Origin of the sequence: Sphingobacterium psychroaquaticum, assembly GCF_004421025.1 — a bacterium.
Lineage (GTDB): Bacteria > Bacteroidota > Bacteroidia > Sphingobacteriales > Sphingobacteriaceae > Sphingobacterium > Sphingobacterium psychroaquaticum.
Genome location: NZ_CP038029.1, coordinates 1,978,129 through 2,000,355, shown reverse-complemented (window position 1 = coordinate 2,000,355; position 22,227 = coordinate 1,978,129). Strand labels below are relative to the sequence as shown.

General features: G+C 39.1%; 19 protein-coding genes. 10 read left to right on the top strand and 9 right to left on the bottom strand.

Features of this window, described 5'->3' with window-relative positions; all coding sequences use genetic code 11:
• Positions 1-9: 9 nt before the first annotated feature.
• The 7 genes from E2P86_RS08290 (at position 10) to E2P86_RS08260 (ending at position 6,658) form a co-directional block, all read left to right on the top strand.
• Positions 10-609, top strand: a complete 600-nt coding sequence (locus E2P86_RS08290; protein ID WP_085472901.1) for a TlpA family protein disulfide reductase — start codon at positions 10-12, stop codon at positions 607-609.
• Between the two features lie 4 nt (positions 610-613).
• Entirely contained in the window at positions 614-1,447 is an 834-nt protein-coding gene (pyrF, locus tag E2P86_RS08285; RefSeq protein ID WP_134432304.1) for an orotidine-5'-phosphate decarboxylase, read from the top strand.
• Between the two features lie 202 nt (positions 1,448-1,649).
• Complete coding sequence (locus tag E2P86_RS08280) at positions 1,650-2,330, top strand: hypothetical protein (RefSeq protein WP_234991200.1); 681 nt, start codon at positions 1,650-1,652, stop codon at positions 2,328-2,330.
• Between the two features lie 10 nt (positions 2,331-2,340).
• Positions 2,341-2,934, top strand: a complete 594-nt coding sequence (locus E2P86_RS08275; RefSeq protein WP_134432302.1) for a hypothetical protein — start codon at positions 2,341-2,343, stop codon at positions 2,932-2,934.
• 50 nt (positions 2,935-2,984) lie between these two features.
• The gene (locus E2P86_RS08270; protein ID WP_134432299.1) at positions 2,985-4,301 is read left to right on the top strand and encodes a type IX secretion system plug protein; all 1,317 of its coding nucleotides are present in this window, start codon (positions 2,985-2,987) and stop codon (positions 4,299-4,301) included.
• Between the two features lie 13 nt (positions 4,302-4,314).
• Entirely contained in the window at positions 4,315-5,742 is a 1,428-nt protein-coding gene (locus E2P86_RS08265; RefSeq protein ID WP_134432297.1) for an amino acid permease, read from the top strand.
• A 145-nt stretch (positions 5,743-5,887) separates the two neighbouring features.
• The gene (locus E2P86_RS08260; protein ID WP_085472896.1) at positions 5,888-6,658 is read left to right on the top strand and encodes a methyltransferase domain-containing protein; all 771 of its coding nucleotides are present in this window, start codon (positions 5,888-5,890) and stop codon (positions 6,656-6,658) included.
• 19 nt (positions 6,659-6,677) lie between these two features.
• Here the strand turns inward: E2P86_RS08260 and E2P86_RS08255 are convergent, their stop codons facing one another.
• The 5 genes from E2P86_RS08255 to E2P86_RS08235 all read right to left on the bottom strand — a co-directional run bounded on the left by E2P86_RS08255 (position 6,678) and on the right by E2P86_RS08235 (position 14,029).
• Positions 6,678-7,127: a hypothetical protein gene (locus E2P86_RS08255; RefSeq protein WP_085472895.1), complete on the bottom strand. Its 450-nt coding sequence runs from the start codon at positions 7,125-7,127 to the stop codon at positions 6,678-6,680.
• Between the two features lie 94 nt (positions 7,128-7,221).
• Positions 7,222-8,826 carry a SusD/RagB family nutrient-binding outer membrane lipoprotein gene (locus E2P86_RS08250; RefSeq protein WP_134432295.1) on the bottom strand — a complete coding sequence of 535 codons (1,605 nt, stop codon included), beginning with the start codon at positions 8,824-8,826 and terminating at the stop codon, positions 7,222-7,224.
• A gap of 11 nt (positions 8,827-8,837) precedes the next feature.
• Positions 8,838-12,176, bottom strand: coding sequence for a SusC/RagA family TonB-linked outer membrane protein (locus E2P86_RS08245; protein ID WP_240775589.1), 3,339 nt, complete (start codon positions 12,174-12,176; stop codon positions 8,838-8,840).
• Between the two features lie 110 nt (positions 12,177-12,286).
• Positions 12,287-13,381: a FecR family protein gene (locus E2P86_RS08240; RefSeq protein WP_085472894.1), complete on the bottom strand. Its 1,095-nt coding sequence runs from the start codon at positions 13,379-13,381 to the stop codon at positions 12,287-12,289.
• Positions 13,382-13,471: 90 nt separating this feature from the next.
• Positions 13,472-14,029, bottom strand: coding sequence for an RNA polymerase sigma factor (locus E2P86_RS08235; RefSeq protein ID WP_085472893.1), 558 nt, complete (start codon positions 14,027-14,029; stop codon positions 13,472-13,474).
• 322 nt (positions 14,030-14,351) lie between these two features.
• Between E2P86_RS08235 and E2P86_RS08230 the strand changes: the two genes are divergently transcribed.
• Positions 14,352-15,404, top strand: a complete 1,053-nt coding sequence (locus tag E2P86_RS08230) for a hypothetical protein (protein ID WP_206368005.1) — start codon at positions 14,352-14,354, stop codon at positions 15,402-15,404.
• A 27-nt stretch (positions 15,405-15,431) separates the two neighbouring features.
• On the opposite strand, the gene E2P86_RS08225 is transcribed toward E2P86_RS08230, so the two are convergent.
• The 3 genes from E2P86_RS08225 to E2P86_RS08215 form a co-directional block, all read right to left on the bottom strand.
• Entirely contained in the window at positions 15,432-16,589 is a 1,158-nt protein-coding gene (locus E2P86_RS08225; RefSeq protein WP_206368004.1) for a hypothetical protein, read from the bottom strand.
• A gap of 104 nt (positions 16,590-16,693) precedes the next feature.
• Positions 16,694-17,668, bottom strand: a complete 975-nt coding sequence (locus tag E2P86_RS08220) for a hypothetical protein (protein ID WP_166785172.1) — start codon at positions 17,666-17,668, stop codon at positions 16,694-16,696.
• Between the two features lie 219 nt (positions 17,669-17,887).
• Positions 17,888-19,741, bottom strand: a complete 1,854-nt coding sequence (locus E2P86_RS08215) for an alpha-L-fucosidase (protein WP_166785171.1) — start codon at positions 19,739-19,741, stop codon at positions 17,888-17,890.
• A gap of 229 nt (positions 19,742-19,970) precedes the next feature.
• On the opposite strand from E2P86_RS08215, the gene rnhA reads away from it, so the two are divergent.
• Positions 19,971-20,474 carry a ribonuclease HI gene (rnhA, locus tag E2P86_RS08210; protein WP_085472889.1) on the top strand — a complete coding sequence of 168 codons (504 nt, stop codon included), beginning with the start codon at positions 19,971-19,973 and terminating at the stop codon, positions 20,472-20,474.
• An 18-nt stretch (positions 20,475-20,492) separates the two neighbouring features.
• The gene (locus E2P86_RS08205; protein ID WP_134432287.1) at positions 20,493-21,395 is read left to right on the top strand and encodes a DMT family transporter; all 903 of its coding nucleotides are present in this window, start codon (positions 20,493-20,495) and stop codon (positions 21,393-21,395) included.
• On the opposite strand, the gene E2P86_RS08200 is transcribed toward E2P86_RS08205, so the two are convergent.
• Entirely contained in the window at positions 21,392-22,126 is a 735-nt protein-coding gene (locus E2P86_RS08200; protein WP_085472887.1) for an SIMPL domain-containing protein, read from the bottom strand. The genes E2P86_RS08205 and E2P86_RS08200 overlap by 4 nt on opposite strands.
• Between the last annotated feature and the right edge of the window lie 101 nt (positions 22,127-22,227).

Genomic DNA, 22,227 nt, shown 5'->3' with positions numbered 1-22,227 from the left:
AAAAGCAGTATGGCCGATAAAAAGAAAGTATGGAAAATAGCCAGCAATGTATTGTTTGGCGTTTTAATTATTGCTCTCGTTGTTCCCACCAGTCGGATGTGGATCCAACAAGGTTTAATGAAAATAGGTTTGTTTAAACCGAATTTAGAAACACCTAAAGCAGAAGCTACATCAACGGAGAACAAGCCCGCCAGTAACCAACCGGAGGTTTCTTTTACGGACGATAACGATAAAATCACCCATATCTCCGATTTAAAAGGAAAAGTTGTGTTTTTGAACTTTTGGGCAACCTGGTGTCCGCCGTGTAAAGCAGAGATGCCTTCTATCCAGCAGTTAAAAGAAAAATTTGCGGGTAACGATCAGGTTGTATTTATGCTGGTCGAAATTGAGCAGAATAAAGAAGGTGCACATGCTTTTCTAAAGGAAGGAAAACTTGACCTACCGATTTACTATCCGGCAACCGAAATACCGGCAAATTGGCTTGGTCAATCTATTCCAACCACCGTTATCCTGGATAAAGCAGGCAATATCGCGGCACACCACGAAGGGATGGCCGACTATTCGCGCAAAGAAGTATATAATTTTATTACCGAACTGATTAATAAGTAGAAGAATGACCAGAAGTGAATTAGTTGCGCAAATAAAAGCGAAGAAGAGCTTTTTATGTGTCGGCTTAGATACGGATATTACCAAAATTCCGGAACACCTTTTAGGGGAAGAAGATCCGATCTATACGTTCAACAAAGCCATCATCGATGCAACCGAAGATTTATGTGTTGCGTACAAGCCTAATATAGCTTTCTATGAGAGCTACGGCATTAAAGGGTGGCAATCACTTCAAAAGACATGGGAAGCATTACCAAAAGACTGCTTTAGCATTGCTGATGCTAAGCGTGGCGATATTGGAAATACATCTAAGATGTATGCGACAGCTTTTTTTGATGAAAAAGTATCTGGTTTAGGTTTTGATTCGATCACCATTGCTCCATATATGGGGAACGACTCCGTAACGCCTTTTCTTGAATTTGAGAACAAGTGGGCGATTGTCTTGGCCCTAACTTCAAATCAAGGAAGCAAAGACTTCCAGAACTTTGAAAATAAGGAGAATACGCAACTCTTCGAGTATGTTATCGATAAGGTAAATACGTGGGGGAGTCCAGAAAATATCATGTATGTTGTAGGCGCTACCCGCGGAGAAGCATTCTTAAAGATACGTGAACATGCCCCAGAGCACTTCCTTTTGGTACCTGGAGTTGGCGCACAAGGTGGCTCTCTACAAGACGTCTGTCAATATGGAATGAATAAAGACTGTGGTCTATTAGTGAATAGTACACGTGGAATTATTTATGCCTCCAAGGGAAAAGACTTTGCAGAAAAAGCACGAGAGGAAGCCCAAAAGCTTCAACAGGAGATGGAGCAGGAGTTGATTAAAGCCGGAATCATTTAACAATACATTAAAGCAAAACAACAACAGGTTAAAACAAGTTGTTAAACTATGCTAAAAGTGGCTCTATAGCTTTTAAAACGAAATGTTGGCACAATAATTAACATTGGACTGTAACTATTGATTCGATATGCATTTAAAATACTTCTACCCCTTAGCCTGTTTAGCCGTACTTGCTTGCTTTAGTAGCTGTAGTTCGATCTATATGCCCAACGTTCCCGCCACGCCTATGTTTAAAGAGCGTGGAGAGGTTTACGTCGCGGCACATAGTAATATAAAAGGTAATATAAGTGGAAATGCAGGTGTTGCATTTGCAAAAAACCTCGCTTTCATTGCTAATGGTTCTTTTATCGAAAATGGCAACAGTATACACAGCAATGATTTGTTTAAACAACAGCTAGTAGAAGGCGGAATTGGCTATTTTACCAAGGTCGGTAAAAACAAAAGACAGGTATTGGAAGTTTATGCAGGATATGGGATTGGTAAATCGCACGATGAAGATCGAAGGGCAAGCATGACGGGGATGGAACCCGTCGACGTACGCAAAATGGATTTCGACAAAATCTTCTTGCAGGTAAACTATTCCTCGACAAAGAAAGATAAGTTAAATCTTTTTGGAAAGAAAAGAGCATTGAGCTATGGCACAGCCATCCGTGTAAGTCGGATAGCTATGACCGATTTTACAATTAATGATATAACGGCAACAAAAGAGGAAGCTTTGTTTATTGAACCATTGTTTTTTACACGAATGGAGCTTAACAAAAGCTTTCAACTACAGTACACCAACGGATTTAATATCAATGTAATGAGCAATGAATACCTGAAAGCAGGTAATGCTGTTTTTACACTTGGCGTCCTATATGGTTTTGGCGGAAAAAAGAAATAATCACATAACAATGAAATTAAAATTAATCGTGTTATCAGTTACTGCTTTGATAATCAGCAGCTGTTCAATCAACAAAGATCAAGTAGCAAACTTAGCGAAGTGCGACTACGACGTAGAATCCGTTCAGAATGTCCGTTTAGCAGGGAAAGGCATGGAGTCCTTCATGAACGGAGGAAGTGTTAACCTATCCTCGTTACCAGCTGTAGCAATGGCTATGCTAACAAAAGATCTACCATTGGAGGCACGTGTTAACATGAAAGTGTCAAACCCCAATAGTGCAAAAACAGTAATCAACTCCTTTAAGTATCTAATAGAGATCCAAGGAAAGCCTCTTTTTGAAGGTACCGTAGATGAAAACATCAATTTAGCACAAGGACAGAGTACTATCGTTCCGTTAACATTCAAAGCCAACATTTTTGATACCGCCAAAGAAAATGGCATCGACAATGTGCTGAATGAGATTTTCACGAGAAAGGGTGAAGGTTTTCTCGTTTTAAAGATCAAGCCTTCCTTTAAGTTGGCTGGCAAAAACATTTATTACCCAGGATACATTACCGTGGATAAAAACCTAGCAAAAAGTATCGGAAAGCTAATAGCAAAATAGAAATATCATAAAAACCGCTGCTTTATCAGCGGTTTTTTTATTTTTACAATATGAAGATACATCAGGTGCTAAAACAGGCCTTTCTTTTCTTTCTTGTATGCAGCACGACAGCCGTCCTAGCTCAAAAAAAGAAAAAGGAAAAGAAGGAATTCGAACGGTCTCCCCGACAGGAGCTCGTGTATAGCAACAAGGCGTACCTACCTTCTATTAAGACGGTACAGTTCTACCCAACAGGCAAGGAGAATAAACTTCCCATCTATGTTTTGGGCAGCAACGATTTACTATTGTTATCCTTCGACGATTTACGTGCCGACATACGAAACTTTTATTTCAGCATTGAACATTGCAATCAGGACTGGACACCAAGTCGTGCCTCCGTGCTTGATTACGTAGATGGATTTAACGAGGACCGACTAGAACAATTCACCGCATCGAAAGGAACTTTGCAACCCTATACAAATTATTCACTCTCCTTCCCGTCGCAGTATCTTAAGCCGAAATTAGCAGGAAACTACCTTCTTAAGGTGTATGAAGATGCAGATAAGGAGCGATTGATTTTAACACGTCGCTTCTATGTGTTAAATAATCTGGTTAATATAAGCAGCAATATACAATCGTCCCTACAGGTCGCCAATAGATTAAAAAACCAGAAACTTAATGTTACACTTAAAACAGGTTTGACTATAAATAACCCGCAGCGAGACTTAACACTATTGGTCAAACAAAACCAGCGGGATGACTATCAAATGGTGCTTCAGACGCCTAGTTTCTTCTCTGGAAATGAAATCAAATATAGCAACGCAGAAACATTAGATTTCAAGGGAAACAACGAATTTCGTTTCGTGGACCTACGGAGTTTCCGTTTAGCTGCTGAAGGCGTTCAAAAAATAAAAATAGACTCTCTGGCTGAAGTAAAAGTCTTAATCGATGAAGATAAATATGACCAAACCTATGCCGCGACATTTGATGAAAATGGTCGTTTCTTCATCCGTAACCGGGATTTAGAGGATCAGAATACAGAAGGTGATTATGCACACGTGACCTTTTCGTTAAAAAACAAAAGAGACTTCAAAGGAAAGGTCTATATTGTAGGTGGATTCAATGATTACCAACGTTCCGTAGAAAACCAATTAACATATAATGTGGAGGATAAGCTATGGCAGATTACATTGAAGCTCAAGCAAGGGCTCTATGATTACGAGTATGTGTTAGAAGATGAATCCGGCAAAATACAGACCGATTTCTTTTCGGGCACACACTTTCAAACCGGCAATGATTATCAGCTTATGATCTATACCCGCCGTCTTGGAACCTATTGGGATGAGCTCGTTGGCTTTGCCGAAAACAGTATAAATAACAGACAATAATCTAAATTAAAAATTGGAAAATTCTTCAGAAAACACAAAACTTAAGCGTGGCTTAAGCAATAGACATATTCAATTAATTGCCCTTGGTGGCGCGATAGGAACCGGTTTATTTTTGGGAGTCGGACAGGCAGCTGTTTTAGCAGGCCCTTCTGTAATATTAGGCTATGCCATCGCAGGAATCGTTGCTTTCTTTATTATGCGACAATTGGGTGAGATGGTAGTGCAAGAACCTGTCTCGGGAAGTTTCAGCTTCTTTGCTAATAAATACTGGGGATCCTTTGCAGGGTACGCTTCAGGTTGGAATTACTGGGTACTTTATCTCCTTGTGAGTATGGCGGAGCTTACTGCTATTGGTTATTATGTTCAATTCTGGTGGCCTGAAATACCATTGTGGGTTTCCAGTCTTTTCTTCTTTATTGTTATCAATGTGGTAAATCTTGCTTCCGTTAAAGTTTATGGAGAAACGGAGTTTTGGTTTTCCATCATCAAAGTAGTTGCCATTATTGCCATGATTATCTTCGGGACTTACCTTTTGATAACAGGAAAAGGAGGCGAACAAGCAACTATCTCTAATTTAGTAAATGATGGAGGTTTCTTCCCGAAAGGGTGGCTTTCTATGGGTGATGGCGGAAGTTATCAAGGACTACTGGCGGCATTAGTTATGATTATGTTTTCTTTCGGTGGCTTGGAGCTTGTGGGCATTACGGCGGCTGAGGCTGAAAACCCAGAAAAGAATATTCCAAAAGCAACGAATCAGGTATTATGGAGAATCCTGATTTTCTATATTGGCTCTTTGGTCATTTTGTTTTCCTTGATGCCTTGGCGTCAGATAACTCCAGATACAAGTCCTTTTGTCGAAGTTTTCGCCAGCTTAAAGGGAATGCAATTTGAGTTGTTCGGCAATACTTATTATTTCACAAATATTATTGCTAATGTCCTCAATTTAATCGTTCTTACAGCAGCTTTATCCGTATACAATAGTTCGGTGTATAGTAATTCCCGTATGTTGTTCGGTTTGGCTGAACAAGGTAATGCACCGAAGTTTTTAAAGCGTTTAAACAAAAATTATTCCCCCGTTAATGCGATACTGGTATCAGCAGCGTTGGTTGCCGTTTGTATCCTAATCAATAAAATAATGCCTGAAAAGGCACTGGGCGTACTAATGAGCCTTGTTGTATCTTCCTTGGTCATCAATTGGATCATGATATGTTTAACACATATATTTTTCAAAAGAAGTATCATTGCGCGTGGAGAAAAGCCGAAGTTCCCTACCCTATTCTACCCGATAAGTAACTATCTGAGTTTACTTTTTTTGGTGGGTGTATTGGTTATGATGTGGTTTACCGGTCTTCAAATATCGGTTGAATTGATCCCTATCTGGCTTGTTATTCTTTACATCACGTATCTTATCGTTAATAGAAGAAAGAAAGCAAAAGCCTAACGCAGATATATTTAACCTACAGTAATATACCATGGTTAGCAGATTAATAAGATTAATCTGACCAATAGCTTTCAAGGAAAATTTTACCAGGCTTGTGCAAAACAAGGATAAGTTGTATTTTGTATTTCTATATAAAATACAACTTATGGCTTGGAATCCTGAAATTTACAATCAATTTAAAGATATACGCTATAAACCGTTCTATGACCTCGCTTCACTTCTAAAAGAAGATACAAAAGGTACGGCCATCGATATCGGTTGCGGTACAGGTGAGCAAACGGCTATCTTAGCAAACCGTTTTCCCAACCTCTCTTTTATAGGGGTTGACTCCTCTCCCGAAATGCTCCAGAAGTCTTCCGGATACGTCGGTGATCGGGTTCTTTTTAAAGAGGCAACCATAGAAGAGACAGCACACAGTCAGCAACAATGGGATTTAATATTTAGCAATGCGGCATTGCAATGGGCTGATAAGCATGAAGAATTGTTCCCGGCTCTCCTTGACCGCATAAAACCGGGCGGTCAATTTGCCGTGCAGATGCCTTTACAGAATGAAAATATGTTAAACATCCTGCTGCGAGAATTAGCGGATGAGGCTCCTTACAAATCGTGGCTTTCTGGCTGGAATAGGCAATCCTCCGTCCTAACACTCGATGCATATGCACAAATGTTATTTGATGGTAACATGGTTGATATACAGTTGTCGCAAAAGGTGTATCCTATTATTGCCAATAGTCATCAGGAGCTATTTAATTTCATCAGCGGGTCGGCTCTTATCCCCTATCTGGAACGACTAACAGAACAACAAAAGCCGCTCTTTACAGCAGCTTTTATGCAAAAAATAAAAGAGGCATATCCGCAGCTTCCTGCGTTCTATGCCTTTAAACGGATTCTCATCTACGCGCAAAAAAACGTGTAATCACACATTGAAAAGTACATTACCTTAATTTAATGTACTTTTCAGTTATATGTTGTTTAACACCCAACTCTGGTATTTCCTCTACACCGTGCTGTACCAGTGTATCACCTTTAATCTCCAAAGTAAACTCGAACTGCTTACCCTCCCATGGTCGGTAGCTACAGAAATCCAATAACTCCGTATACTTATCTCCATCTCGAAAATAACGACCAGCTCCACTAACAAATAAAGCGGTACTGTCCACACCTTTCGACCGATCGTGATTCGTAAACGAGAAATGGCTTTCATTGAACATCTTGATCATCTCCGTCTTTGTGGTATCAACCTTATTAAAGAGAGTATCCTTTCCTTTGATGGTCGTACTTTCTAAAAGACGATAGCTACCCGTTAGCGTGTTCTGGTTAACAGCGGGTTCGCTTGGTTGACAAGCAACACATGAAACTACGGCAAGAGTAAATAGAATTCGCATGCGATTTATTTTAGGTTAATAATAGCAAAGATATAAAAACTGGCCCAGCAGAAATAAAACCCGCTGAGCCAATAAATTATTATATGGGTAATATTTATTTATCCCACCATACACGTCCTGTCAGCTTATCGCCGCCAGGAACAGCTGCCGCTGCCTCTTTGTAATGGACGCCATTTTCCGACACCTCAGAAACTGGATACGGGAAACGACGCGGAATTGTTCCCCCTGTAGCATTTCCAGGATAATTAATCATTACTAACTCCGGATAACCTGTCCGTTTCCAATTAGACCATGTTTCAATAAAATCTAATTGACATACGGTATGCCCCCAATACTGTGTATTTATTTGTTTTAAAGCCTCAGCAGGCTTAAACGGATTTGCTGCAAGACAAGCATCTGCCGCCGCGTCAGATATTGCGATTTTTTCCGAGTACTGACCCACATTTGTTATGGCAGCCTTTACACCGTTCTTATAATGATCCTCCGCACTACCTCCTATTCCCCAACGGACTGCTGCCTCTGCCAATAAAAGCTCCGTAGCACCATATGTCAAAATAAATGTTGGGGCCTCCCTAGCAATCATAACAGGATGAGGAGATGAATAATCGCTAAAAGTCGTCCAATTTGGATCGCTTTTAACGTTAAATATCGGATTTGAACCTAAGTCCTTCCCATTCGGCATTCCCTTCTGAACAGCAGGATCCATACTAAAGTTTGGATTTTGACCGGCTTCATCTTTATCACTTTCTTTTAAATATAGGTTAGTTACCGTAATTTTCCCTAGTCGTGGATCCTTATGTGCCTTTAGAAAATCAATAAATGTTTTAGACCATTTTGTGTAATATGCCTCTGACCCTCCATCACCTAACAGGACCTGACTATTTCGATTTTGTGTAACCCGAGCTCCTGCGCGTGAATGCTTCACTAGTGCATTATCACTGTTCGAAGTAAAAGTTTTTCCCACCGCTTTCGCCGCATATTCTTTAGCTTTTGCCTCATCAACTTTAACTAAGCGCATAGCTAAACGTAACATAAAGGAATTTGCAAAACGTTTCCATTTGTTCAAATCTCCTCCATAAATGATATCCCCTTTTACAAAATCACCACCATCTTTAAAAGATTGAGATGCTTCATCCAACTCCTTCAGCATATCGTTATAGATATCTTGCTGCTTGTCATATTTCGGAGTATAGATTTTTTTATAGTACCCCAATCCTGCCTCCGAATAAGGGACATCACCATAAATATCAGATAGGCGAGAGAAAATAACTGCTTTCCATATTCGTGCCACATTATATAGATTGGAAGCTTCTGGTTTGTCTTTTGTAAATTCAATCACATCAACGATAAAACGTACTTGTTCAATATACGCTCCCACCGCTGAAGTTCCCCAATATGCTGCTGTATACCCCTCATTCAACATATATTTATCACCGGCCCAATAACTAACAACCGTTGACATTCCTTGAATCATCCCTGAGGAATAAATAAGATTAGCGCGCCATGTATCATAAGCAAAATCTATACTACCAGTATAGTTTAATTGAGCACTACTTAACGTATAGTTGGCATCAAAATTTGTAGAGCCATAGGTCGCTGGGTTTGTATTGATATCAACAAAATCTTTCGTACAGCCTGTTATACTAAGTAATGCTACTGCACATAAAGATGGAATAAAGAATCTTTTAATATTTTTCATGGTTACAATCATTAGAATTTAACACTTAGGTTAGCACCAAAAGTCCGCACAGCAGGAACACCACCTAACTCCAATCCAGGAAATGTGGCGTTGTAGCTTGATTCTGGATCGACATTGTTGGTTTTTCTTTTTAACACAAGGAGATTTCTTGCAACCAAACTTACGCCTAGCGACTTCACTCTATTGTTAAACATGTTTGCAGGGAATTTATATCCTAAAATAACTTGTCTAAGTTTGATAAAGTCTGTACTATTTACAAAGCGTTTAGATACATTGTCTGCTACTGCACGATAATAAGTTGGAGCTAATGTCCCTAACTCTTCTCTTTTTTCAAGGGTTTCCTTATGTAAACCATTAATGAAACCATAATAATCAGTTGCAGAAAACATTTTCCCACCCCATTTGCCATCAATTAAAAATGATAAATTGAAGTTTTTATACATAAACTCATTATTCCAACCGGCAAACCATTTATTTATTGAAGAGCCATATGGCATTAATTCTCCACGTTCCGGGGTGCCGTCTGACTTATAAACAATTTCCCCATTAGCATCATACTTATAGTCAAAAGCCATCACTTGGTTAACAGGCATTCCTTTCACCATCATCAATGACCCAAACTCAGCTCTAGAGGTTGCAATAAGCTGTCTGTCCATGCCTTCGGCCAAAGACAAAACTTTATTATCATTGTAACTACCGTTCACTGACGAAATCCAACGAAAATTATCTTTCTTTATAATCGTCGCCGACAAGAGCATCTCTACCCCTTTGTTTTGAATTTCGCCAGCATTAAGTACTGCTGCTTCATACCCACTAGATGATGGCGTGGTTATAAAACTAATTTCATCTTTTGACTTTTTGTTGTACCACGTAACATCTAAACTTAATCGGTCATTAAGCAATCTCAATTCCGTACCAAATTCCAACTCTGAAGCAGACGATGCCTTCAAAGAGGTATTCGGAATACGCTTATTATCAATAATTCCCAACTGTTTACCATCTAGATTTTCACTTCTGAAATTATACATTAAAACTGTTTGATAGGGATCTGTTGCTTGTCCTACTTTTGCATATCCTGCACGGAGTTTACCAAAATTTAACCAAGATGGTTTCACATATTCAGAAAACACAAAGGAGCCGCTTACCGATGGATATACAACATTGAGTTTATTGTCAACTCCAGGTGTTGCTAACGTCGAAAACCAATCCGAACGTACACTTCCGGTCAAATAGAATATATCCTTATAAGCAAACTCTAATGTTCCATAAGTAGATTGAGTTTCCTCTTCTCTGTGGCCAATATCCACAGACTTATTCTCTGCATTTAAGAGATTATAAACACCAAAAACAGCAAAATCAACACCATTATTCGTTGTTACCGAACTCGTGGTGTGACGATAGCTAGCACCTAGATTTGGCGTGATGGAGTAGTCCCCTGCATTGAAGGTTTTACCTAGAAGAACATCCACATTGATATCTTCAAAGGTTGTTTGTTGCTCGGAAATTTTTCCTTTTTCATAATAGCCAGTTCCTGAAGGCACGACATGTTTGTATTGATCCGAATAACCATCACGACCAGCGCGTCCCTGGAAGAAAAGTCCATTTTCTAATGTATAACGCGCAGTGATTGACGAAATGTTACGATCACGTTTTGTATTATTTTGGAACTCATACGCCGCAAACCACGGGTTTGTATTATAGGTATTTCCTGTATTATACTTATTTTCGAAACCTTTTTCATCCTTCCAAGGTTTCAAATCATTTACATTAATACTGGTTGGAAGAAACATAACATTATAGTTTGCATTTCCTGCCCCATCCGATACCATAGGACGATTTTTCACACCTTCTAAAATCTGATTAATACGTGCATCAATAGTGAAGCGTTTAAATGGTTCAAAAGTTCCCACCAAAGAAAAAGACTGACGATCTAGACCTGAATTCGGCACGACAGACCTATTACTTACATCACTAGCTGATAAACGAATAGTTCCCCCCTCGAAAGATTTATTCAAAGCAATAGTATTTGTCCAAGTACTACCAGTACGATAAAAACGACCTAGGTTTCCTTTCTGATAAGAGTAAGGACGCATAGTACCATCAAACTGAACAACGTCGGAACCATCCAACTTGGCCCCCCAGCTTGACGCTCCCACTAAAGCCGCCGCCGCCGCACTAGTTGGTTTTTGTCCTTGAGTTCCTTGTCCATATGTCGTTTGCCAGTCGGTTTGGTCGATAATACGCTCACCCACAAAATTACTACTGAAATCAATCGAACTTCCTTTTCCAGTTTTTGTAGTAATAAGGATTACCCCCGCCTTCGCACGATAGCCATATAAAGCGGAAGCTGCAGCACCTTTTAGTACCGAAATACTCTCGATATCATCGGGATTTAGGTTGCCGATAGCATCCCCCAAATCAGGAGCGTTATCCCACTGGCTTCCTTTATTCCCTCTCGAATTAAGATTTCCAATACCGACAGGTCTACTTTCCATAGGTACACCATTAATAACATACAAAGGTTGATTTGTTTGATTCAAACTGGAAACGCCACGAATCGTAACATTAGATGCAGACCCAGCTCCACCAGCAGTACTAGAAATATCGAGTCCTGCAACCTTACCCACCAAGGAATTAATCACGTTATTCTCTCGCGCTTGCGTCAAAGATTCTCCTTGAACCTGAGTCACCGAATACCCTAATGAACGCTTTTCTTTGGCAACCCCCAACGCTGTCACAACAACCTCATTCAACATACGAAGATCTTGATGCAACACAATTTTCATTTCAGCAGAGCCTGCTGCAACCTCTTGTGTGCCATAGCCAGCAAAAGAGATTACCAAGGTGTTTGCCGAAGTGGCGTCAATACTAAACCGTCCGTTTAAATCGGTCGCGCGCGCAATTTGCGATCCCTTTACACGCACTGTAGCCCCCGCTAAACCGTTACCCTTCTCGTCGACGACAACACCACGCACCTGAGCCTGCTGTTTTTCAGTAACAACAACAAGTCCTTCCTCTGATACCGAATATTGAAGTCCAGTTTTATTAAACAGACGAGGCAAAAGGTCTACGACTTTCGCATTTTCGACATTTAAAGACAACTCCTTGTTCAAATTAGCGTTGGTTGCGCTATAGACAAAGTAATAATCACTTTTCTCTTCAATTAATTTAAGAATCCTACTCAACTTCGTCTTTTGGACATCCAAAGACACTTTTTGCTGAGAGTACGCATTTGCCATCGTATTGACAACAGCAAAGACAGTAATAATTAAGGTTAGTTTCATCCGGATAATGAATCTATAGTGCACACGATAATACGAATGCACTTGCATTAAGCCATTTTTAATCATATTTTAGTGGTTGGTTAAAGTTTATAACTTGGCAGCTTACTACTTGCAAGACGTCAACTGCCGGTTTTATTTATCCGATAGTAAGGATGGTGTTAGCGCATCATCCTTCTTTATTTCTCTTTAATAGTTATTTTTCTTCCATGTATTTCATATTTAAAGGGTTGAACTTTTTGTAATGCGATGAGCACCTGCTCAATATTTTCTCTGCTAAAGGTGGCGGTAAACCTATAATCCTGAAGCGCAGCACCTTCAATCGTAATATCGACATCATACCAACGCTCCAATGTTGGTTTTAGGGAGCTAAAGTCTTGATCCACCAAGACCAATCTGTTCTCTTTCCAAGCAATGTCCGCAACTAAATCTTCCCCTACTTTCTCTGCAACATCCTGAATCGCGATTTCCTTTACAGCAGCCTTCGGCACCGTTTTTTTAATCACATCGGCCTTCGGTTTAACGGCTGTAACTTGTCTATATATCGTTACTTTTTGATTCGGTTTTACAATGATAGAATTTTCATTCTCGCCTTTACTTTTCATCTCAATCAAACCTTCTACCAAAAGCGCTTCGGAACGCATCTCTTCTGGATATGATTTCACATTAAAAGTTGTTCCCAACACACGAATATCAAAATCATTGGTATGGAGAACGAAAGGTTTATCTTTATTCTTGGCTACTTCAAAAAATGCTTCTCCGATTAAATTTACATGACGGTCCTCCTGATTAAAAGCACCTTCAACTTCCAGTCTACTTCCTGAGTTCAACGTAACCTTCGTACCATCCTTTAGTTCGAACATTTTCTTTTCTCCCAGTTTCGTTTCGTAACGCGTAACATTAGCTGACATCTCACGTATCGGTTGCTCTGTAAGAGGTGCGCGACTAAACCATAAATATCCAAAGCCTAAGGCGACTAAAACAGCCGCAACTTTAAGGATATTCATGAAATTAGGACGAAAAGTACGTGGAGCAGACTCTTGCTCTGCAATAGTTTGCTTCATCGCTTCGAGCTGCTTATTCACAGGTTTTTTATGACCGGCAAGTATATGGAAAAGGCGTTTTGCACGCGCTATAGTTTCTGCTTGTTCAGGATGCGTAGCAATGTATTTTTCCCAATAGCTTATGCATTGCTCATTCTCTTCTGCACAATACGCTTGAAACGTATTATCTATCAAGAAATCTTCTACATCCCTGTATTCGTTGTGGTTCATTTCTTAGGCTTTTAATCTATAGTGCCCAGAATAGCACCGATTGCCTAAAGAAAAAGATAAAAAATTTATAATCAACTAAAAATCAATCAATTAAAATTCTTTTAATTCTTCGCGTAAAACTTTTAGCGCATCATATAAGGTGTTGTACGCGGTTTTTACGGTCATGTTTGTTGCTTCCGCAATTTGTTCGTACCCCATTCCTTCAAAAAATTTAAGGTGAACGAGTTGTTTTTGGCGGAACGAAAGTTTTTCTAACGCTTCTTTGAGTCGAAGCTGTATAATTTCATTCGTCTGTACCCGAATAATAAACTCTTCATAGGGCATCTCAATCCAATCATCCTCCGCTTTCACACTTTGCAAAGCCGTATTTATTTTATGTTGCTTCTCGAGCAGTCGCAACATTTTACGTTTTAGGAATGTCATCAGGTATGACTGTACATTCTCGACACGATCCAAATTTTCGCGCTTTTCCCAAATGGTCACAAAAACCTGATCGGTCGCTTCACCCGCAACATCTACGTCCCCGCACGTACGAATACCAAAATTCACCAATTCTTTATATAAGGCACTATAGAGATCAAAAAAAGCGCTTTCGTCGCCGTTTCTAATTCTCTCCCATAATAAGCGATACCCTAATTTACCTTTCATAAAGTTGTATAGACAATAAAGTCAATTGGTTATTGAATGATAGCGAAGATGTTTATTTTTTTTAGAAAATTCAAAGAATAGGGATTTTTTATTTTTAAATTTTAATTAAAAAAGAGTTTCACCTGGTTACTAAGCTTTTACAAAACACCAAAATATCAAATAATATTTTTAAAAGAGGTATTCCCATATATCCCTGTTTTCAGCCATTTATCTATTATATGAGGTATTTAGTTGGTGGCTACTTCGAATACTTATATCTTCGCTCCAAATAATACGCAGTAAATTTAGTCGTGAAGAAATGAAAAACGTATACTTCTTTTTTATGTCCTGTTTTCTAGTTCTTTCTGTGTCATGCAACTCACAAATCAAGACCGATCAAACGAATAGAATAGAAACCGAATCCAATAAAAAAACGATAACATTCGGGGATTTCAAAAAAATAAAAGGTGTCGATAATGTGCAAGAGGTCCCTTTTCAATTATTCACCAAACTAGATTCTGTTCGTTTCTTTACAGCACCAAACAAGGATAGTGCTTCTATGAAAATCGCGTATGGTAAACTTGATAATTACTATGGTTTTGAAGAATTTGAAGATTTCTATTCGATCCATTTTAGTATCGAAAACAACATATCAAACAGTATTGAGGCCTTTGTATTGAAGTCGGAGTTTACAGCTTCGTTCGATTTGACCCTGAAGGGGGTGAACCTGTTGGAGATCAGGAGCAGTACATATATGGATAAAACTGATTTTAACAACAAGTCTTACGCTCAGTATGGGACTGTGGAAGAAGTAACGGCAGATGAATATAATAGTGCCTTAAAATCAAAGATAGATGAGGTTTTTACCAAAAATCCAAATGTGAAACTGAAAGGGAATAATTGGATATCTGACAAAAATGGACAAGAGCAAAAGATTCAACAATACGAGAACCTGGTAACTGAAGATGGCGTATTATCTTACCAATATATTGGACATTCTAATTTCTTGGGGTTAGAAATATTCAAGGAAGACAATCAACATTCCAATAGCTCTTATTACAACTTTTACAATCCTGAAGAAGCGTTCGCTATGGATTTATTTACAGAAGGATATCCACACATTGTTGCCTCCATCAACAGGATTTCCTTTATCAGCAATAACCATGATACGGGTTCGGATTTTTTGGTAGCTCAGTATTTACCTGAATCTAAAAAACAGATCAACCAATTATATGTTAACTTTACTAATTTCAAATTCGTCGATGAGAAAAAAGGTTTTTGGATAAACCATGACACGTTTTACGCACAAGTTTACCCGTTAAACTCCGCAGCTACAACTGGTAAAAAGCAAAAAACGGCATACATAAAAATCCAAGTAAGAGCTGATCTTTTTTAATGATACACAATAAATATAGATGCCCCGTTAACAGTTATAATACGCTTCAGGAATTATAACTTTTTTTCTTGTCAGTTGACGTAGCCGGGCAGCAAATTGATCGAAGTAATAGGTGTCTTCCATAAAGATGTATAGATAGTTTCCCGTCGTGAGGTGGACCGTAAAGTCAGCATATCCGCCTCCCTTCGCTGGAAGTACATTTTGAAATTCAAAGTGCGCAATTTGTCTACTATCTAAAACTAAGGCCGTATCCACACCTACAAATCCCACCTTTTGATTCAGTTGATCCACCCAAATGCCACTTTTAGCATTTAAAAGTGCCTTTGCTTTTGGTGGAATATGTTTAATGCCATCATTATCCATATGACTAATGCTAATATCCAGTGGCTTGCAAAACGACATAAAATCAGAAATTTCCATCACATCTTCATACGCTTTGTTTTCTAAAAAGGAGGGATATTCCCGAACATTGTAGAAATGAAGTGAGGTACTTCCATCATCATATCCCGACTCTTCGTCGTAGGTATAGCAAATTGAAGCATCTATACCATCCGTAAACTCGAACCGTAGATAACATTGGTCACTCCTTTCATAACCATATTGATCGATATCGACTCCCTCATCTATCCAGAGTTCACGAAGTTCTTTGTAACTCTTATCCGTATTGGTGTCATCATAAAGATCAACGAAATATTCCATGATTGGACGATTGGGAAGCACATTATCAACATACAATTCTAATTGATTGATCAATACCCCTTCGATTCGCACGGGATGTTTGAATCGTAAATATTTAGTGCCATAATCACTAAAATAACCTTCTACCAAACCAGATGCCTCTAGCTCTTCATACGTTGTGTCCCAAGTTATTGTTCTCTTAGGTTCTGTATAGACTTCATAACCTAGATCAGTGTTATTATCGTATTCACGTAATATCTGATAGTTTTGAGATTCCTTTTTTGCCCATATTTTCACTTTTTCATCCTCTTTTTTTTCTTTGCATACCCGCAGAAAAGCTTGGTTATCCAAAGGAAAAAGTTTGGAAAGTTCACGATATACGTCCTCAAAGCCTAGCAGCTCTGTCGAGATGTAATGTTGATGATCAGCAAAAAGAAATAAGTAAGGAACACCCCCTAAGATCTGTGCATAAGCATATCGGAGGGCACCAACATTTGCCGTTTCCATACCTCCCCTTTCTCTGTAAAAAAGCGTGTTATCCGTTATCCAAATTTCTTTATTATCCACTATTTAAGTTGTCTTAAAAATTTATTAAAGCGTCCTAATTTTATCTATTCTTCCGTTTTAAGTAAAGTCAAGTTGCTGATTACACTTTTATCTTTTAATGCTCCATTCTCATAGGTTAGAACCTCGTACCCGCCTGATGTTAAAGAACTAATCACTTGACCTTCGTAGGGCTGACCTTTCGCGTCATAATTCACCATGGCAAGATAGTTTTCTCTTTTATATGGAACGATATAAGAATCAAATATTCGACCCAAATCCGTTTTCTTTAAATTCTCTGCATCGCTAAAAAATAAATTGCAGATTTTCAAAACATCCACAAGATCCCCATTAAATTCGAATGAAAACTGTGTAAACAATAATGGTAAGAAATCGTCCTCTACTTCCTCTAAATCAGCAGATGTATGTATCACGCAAATAAACTCTTTTAATGCCTGCCCCTCTACATAGTAAACTTTGGACGCATAGGGTACAATCTGATCTTTTTTCTCTACGCTTCTTTTTGATTTTGCTATTAATTTTTTACGAACGTAGTATTCAGCCTCTAAGCTCTCATTCTTTTTATAAACCCTAACCTCATTTTCTGTCTGTAAATTAGTAATGGACAACATATCCCCTTTCAGCTGAAAGCTCAATCTATTAAAATAATGCATAGCAAATAAATCCAGAAAAAAACCTACTTGCTTTCCTTCTTGATATTGCTCTATCAAAACTAAATTTTGAGGCAGTTCGCGATATACCGGCCCACTTATTACGTTGTTGTCTTGATAGGTTGTTTTTAATGTATATTCAACAGGAATAGATGTTCCATCGGCTCGAAGATAGTCAATAGCATATTTTGCAACCAATGCTCCATTTTGGTAAAAATTGACATAATTCAATTCACCTAAGAGTTTTTCGTCGCTAATTTCATAGCCATTATATGGCTTATTATCTTTCAGTTCTAATTGATATACTTTTTTTGGATTATCAAAGATCCTTATTGTATTTGTTTCTTTTAAATTTGAATTTACTTGTATCATTTCGTTCCAATTTTGTGAACTCGTTACTCCATCCTCTTGTGCGAAAAGCATGACCGAACTGCAACTGAGTAAAAAAAATATTATACTATATTTAAACATATTGTATCCTTTTATAAAATTAGAGGGAATCGATCCATGGATTAAAGATAACGCAAAGCGCCCAATAAAAATATCCCCACTTCTAGGGATATTTTTATTGGGCGCTTAAATTAGAATAAATTACAGATTACTTTCGATTGCCCCTACTTTCTCACGATATAATTCAATAGGTTTATCCAAGAGAACAGCAATTACCGTCATTTTCTTATCCAACCGTTCTTTTGGCACATCGATATAGATAATACCTGGTATCGCACTCCAATACAGCTTATTAAAGATCTGATGTGATAACATGGAGCCCTCTCCAACAATACGAATCCGTGCAATGGTATTTTTAACTCCTTTTAAAGCAATGGGGCCGGTTGGTACACCGTCTACAAAAAGATAAAGCGTCTGCTTATCTTTAGATAAGGCAGAATATCCCGTATAATGTCCACCAGGTATCCCCGCTGATGCATCATGCAAAATTTCTGCATGCTTCATTACCCAGTCCTTAACCTCGGGCGAGTTAAAGACTAAATCTTTACGCAATAGTTGACCATCCTCCGTGATTGCTCCCTCTAATAAATTAGCACCGAAATCACTCCACCGTACTACATCCTGAATAGCTTGACGTGCATCAGACTGGCTTAAAATTCCGGGCAACGATGGTTTTCCTACCGTTCTATTCAAATCAAAAACTGGCTTTTCCGCAAAATCGATGGCAACTACGGTCACCGCCTCATCAAAAGCTGCCGTCAAAAGATCTACTGTAAGGTCATATCCATTGTATGTAAAAGCCAAAGGTCTAGAAGATTTAGGTTGCCCTACCACACGGATTTCTTTAGGTTTCGATTGTAACCCTAGGAAAGAAATATCGGATGATTTCGCATCTAAGTAAACATAAAGGGTCTTTCCTGATTTCGAAAAGGCGGTCTTATGCCGACCAAATCGTTGATCTAATCCCGTTCTTGTCCCATAAATTGCCTCCCCATGTTTACCTGTCCATCGTTTTAATTCCTTTAAAATGGCAACTTGCTCTTCCGGAATAGTTCCATCTGCTTTCGGGCCGATATCTAACAACAGGTTCCCTCCCATAGCTATACAATCCGCTAACGTGCGGACAATCATATTCGGTGTTTTATAATGTGTATCAAAAGGTTGGTAACCCCAGGAATCATTCATCGTATAACACAACTCCCAATAACGGCTTTCCGGCTTTACCACCGGTACACCTTGTTCTGGCGTATCATAATCGCCATGGTGATTCAAACGTGAATTGATAATAATATTTGGATTGTACTTCCGTAATAAAGCTAGTGTTTGCGGTGCTTGCCACTCCGCGGAACTATGCTCCCAATCGCCATCAAACCAGATAAGGTCTGGGTTGTAATTTTCAGATATCTCCGTTAACTGCTTCTGGTAATAGTTTACAAAATTGTTCCAGCGCTGTGGTTCATCTTTAAGCAGATATCGTTTTCTGGTTCTTGTGTTTACATCATAATATGGATGACTCCAATCTGGGAGTGAAAAATAAATGCCCGTTTTCAAGCCTGCTCCTTTCAAAGCTCCTACAAAAGGGGTGAGTACATCTTTCCGCGCAGCGCTATGCTTTACCGTTGTCGTTGCTTGATCCGCCTTTGAATCCCACAGCGAAACACCGTCATGGTGCTTTGACGTAATAACGGCATACTTTGCACCGGACTCTTTGATAAGGTTGACCCATTCTAATGGTTTGTACCGAGAGGCTGTAAATCCTTCCAGCTGCTTCATATAATTATCATGACTAATATAATTATTAAAAAACGCCCATGATTCCGAAATCCCTTCTACAGCGTAAATTCCCCAGTGAATAAAAATCCCAAGCTTAGCATCATCAAACCATTCCATCTTCGGTTCCTCCTTTTTCGGCGCCTGTACTTTATCCTGCGCAAAACCGGATCCCCCAACCGTTAGAAGAAGCATTGCCAAACTTACTTTTTTCAATATTTTCATAAATAACTAAATCGATTAATCTGCCATTAAGATATACATATATTTAGGAAGCAACAATAGTTAGAACGTATTAAAATCATGACAATCTCCTTAATCATTGCCAAACTCACTACAGGATAACTTCGCCGGCAATATAACGAACTAGAACTACGTGAAGAACAACATCTAAACGGACAAACAAGTTAATTCTGTTGCGAGTAAAAGCAAATTTATCTAAGTTTGGAACACAATGATAGAATTATATACGGATGGAGCGTCCAGCGGCAATCCTGGTCCTGGTGGCTATGGAACAATACTAAGAACCATTTATCAAGGATCTAACCCTGCATTTCAAGGCAAGTTGATAGAGAAGGAATTTTCGGGTGGTTTTCGGAAGACTACCAATAACCGAATGGAGCTTCTTGCGGTTATCATTGGACTTGAAGCCTTAAAAAATATACACCAACAGGTGACCATTTTTTCGGACTCCAAGTATGTGATTGATGCGATCGACAAAAAATGGGTGTACGGATGGATGCAAAAAGGATTTCAAGGCAAAAAAAACAAAGATCTATGGTTACGCCTCATGAATCTATATAAACATCACCACGTCAAGCTAGTTTGGGTAAAAGGGCATGCAGGGCATCCACTCAATGAACGCTGTGATCAGCTTGCGGTTAAAGCATCCAAAGACAAAGCAAACTGGAAAATAGATTCGGTCTTTGAAATGGAAGAATCAAAAGGACTACTTTAGTCCGCCAGCTTTGGGAAAATGAAGAAAAAAGCTATTCTAATTGGCCTCTTATCAGCCTTATTTTTTGCGGTGACCTTCGTCTTAAACAAATCAATGTCCGACGCCAGAGGCTCTTGGATATGGGCGGCAGCATTCCGATACTACTGGATGGCACTCCTTCTTTTTCCTATTATTCTAGGCCGGAAAGAACTCCACAGCCTTTGGGTTGTCATGCGCGAAAATATGGGGCAATGGTTGCTATGGAGCAGTATTGGCTTTGGCATTTTCTACGCTGGGATTACCTATGCAGCCTCTTATGCTCCCGCCTGGTTAGTTGCTGGAACCTGGCAGCTAACAATCATTGCAGGCATCTGTTTAACACCGTTCCTACAGCGTGGAGAGCGCATTTCACTAAAGACTTGGCTCTTTTCTTTACTCATTATTTCTGGCGTTGTTCTCTTGCAATTACCGGAAGCAAAAGCACTTTCTTTTGATCTATTTCTGGGTAGCGTAGTCCCGGTTTTACTGGCTGCTTTTGCATACCCTCTAGGCAACCGAAAAATGATGCAGCTAACGCAGGGTCGATTAACAACGATGCAACGCCTATTTGGGATGACATTGGCCAGCTTGCCTTTTTGGCTATTATGGAGCGTCTATGGCTACTTTACACAACCAGCCCCCACCGTTTCCTTGTTAAGTCAAACTTTTATTGTTGCTCTTTTTTCTGGTGTCATTGCAACCTGGTTGTTCTTTAAAGCAACCGAACTCGTCCGTCAAGAACATAAAAGTCTCGCGGCTGTAGAAGCAACGCAGTCGACTGAAGTAATCTTCGCTCTTGTTGGTGAAGTGGTTATTTTACATGCAGCATTCCCGACACCAGTATCGCTCATTGGACTAGCGATAATAATCGCAGGAATGCTCTTACATAGTTTTAAATCTTAGTTCGCACCATAGCTGGACTTCACTGTAATATTAGCGGTCTTACTTCGCGAAGAGGTATTAAACGCTCCACCATACGAATATTCCTCATTATCATTCTGTCCGGTGATCTGAAAAATACCTAAATCGGCTTTGATCAAATCCCCTAAGGAGGAACCCGCTTCTTTTGCAATATTGACAGCACGTTGTTTTGCATTTGCAGAAGCTTGTGAAATTAGTTCCAGCTTCAAATCTTCGAGCTTGGAATAATAATAGCTCGGTGAATTTGAACTCAGTTCTAGTCCTTGCGAGATAAGCGTCGATATTTCGCGCGAAGCGTTATCAACTTTATCTAAATCCTTAGACTCTACACTGACATTCTGTAGCAGACTATAGCCTGTAAATGTATTGTAGCTATTGCCACTTCCATCGGAGTGGTAAGAAAATTCTTTATTAATATTGACGGCATTAAATAAGATCTCTTTCGGATTGATTCCTTGCTTTTCCAAAAACTGTCTAACTAAATCTCGATCTTGCTTCAGCTGTTCTGAAGCTTGCGTTAGATCCATTGATTTACGACTATAGGAAGCAGACCATTTTACGATATCGGCTTCAAAATCCTTCTTCGCATTCCCCGTCACATTAACGGTGTTATTAACTTTGTATTTGAACTTATAGGCATTACCCAATACCCATCCAAATATAATTACAGATAGACCTGCAATAACGGCAATAATAATACTGTTTGATTTCATAACGACAATTACATAGAGTACAACGTGTAAAAATGTTAAAACACTAGGTTGAATCTACGCATTTTTATATATTTTACGTTCAAATTCGAAATTTTTTAATC

What these genes read in the sequence shown, in the direction of transcription:
- E2P86_RS08255 (WP_085472895.1), bottom strand. Translation starts at nt 7,127, where the DNA reads ATGCGAATTCTATTTACTCTTGCCGTAGTTTCATGTGTTGCTTGTCAA.
- E2P86_RS08270 (WP_134432299.1), top strand. Translation starts at nt 2,985, where the DNA reads ATGAAGATACATCAGGTGCTAAAACAGGCCTTTCTTTTCTTTCTTGTA.
- E2P86_RS08240 (WP_085472894.1), bottom strand. Translation starts at nt 13,381, where the DNA reads ATGAACCACAACGAATACAGGGATGTAGAAGATTTCTTGATAGATAAT.
- E2P86_RS08220 (WP_166785172.1), bottom strand. Translation starts at nt 17,668, where the DNA reads ATGATACAAGTAAATTCAAATTTAAAAGAAACAAATACAATAAGGATC.
- rnhA (WP_085472889.1), top strand. Translation starts at nt 19,971, where the DNA reads ATGATAGAATTATATACGGATGGAGCGTCCAGCGGCAATCCTGGTCCT.
- E2P86_RS08260 (WP_085472896.1), top strand. Translation starts at nt 5,888, where the DNA reads ATGGCTTGGAATCCTGAAATTTACAATCAATTTAAAGATATACGCTAT.
- E2P86_RS08280 (WP_234991200.1), top strand. Translation starts at nt 1,650, where the DNA reads ATGCCCAACGTTCCCGCCACGCCTATGTTTAAAGAGCGTGGAGAGGTT.
- E2P86_RS08290 (WP_085472901.1), top strand. Translation starts at nt 10, where the DNA reads ATGGCCGATAAAAAGAAAGTATGGAAAATAGCCAGCAATGTATTGTTT.
- E2P86_RS08225 (WP_206368004.1), bottom strand. Translation starts at nt 16,589, where the DNA reads ATGGAAACGGCAAATGTTGGTGCCCTCCGATATGCTTATGCACAGATC.
- pyrF (WP_134432304.1), top strand. Translation starts at nt 614, where the DNA reads ATGACCAGAAGTGAATTAGTTGCGCAAATAAAAGCGAAGAAGAGCTTT.
- E2P86_RS08205 (WP_134432287.1), top strand. Translation starts at nt 20,493, where the DNA reads ATGAAGAAAAAAGCTATTCTAATTGGCCTCTTATCAGCCTTATTTTTT.
- E2P86_RS08200 (WP_085472887.1), bottom strand. Translation starts at nt 22,126, where the DNA reads ATGAAATCAAACAGTATTATTATTGCCGTTATTGCAGGTCTATCTGTA.
- E2P86_RS08250 (WP_134432295.1), bottom strand. Translation starts at nt 8,826, where the DNA reads ATGAAAAATATTAAAAGATTCTTTATTCCATCTTTATGTGCAGTAGCA.
- E2P86_RS08275 (WP_134432302.1), top strand. Translation starts at nt 2,341, where the DNA reads ATGAAATTAAAATTAATCGTGTTATCAGTTACTGCTTTGATAATCAGC.
- E2P86_RS08245 (WP_240775589.1), bottom strand. Translation starts at nt 12,176, where the DNA reads ATGATTAAAAATGGCTTAATGCAAGTGCATTCGTATTATCGTGTGCAC.
- E2P86_RS08215 (WP_166785171.1), bottom strand. Translation starts at nt 19,741, where the DNA reads ATGAAAATATTGAAAAAAGTAAGTTTGGCAATGCTTCTTCTAACGGTT.
- E2P86_RS08235 (WP_085472893.1), bottom strand. Translation starts at nt 14,029, where the DNA reads ATGAAAGGTAAATTAGGGTATCGCTTATTATGGGAGAGAATTAGAAAC.
- E2P86_RS08230 (WP_206368005.1), top strand. Translation starts at nt 14,352, where the DNA reads ATGTCCTGTTTTCTAGTTCTTTCTGTGTCATGCAACTCACAAATCAAG.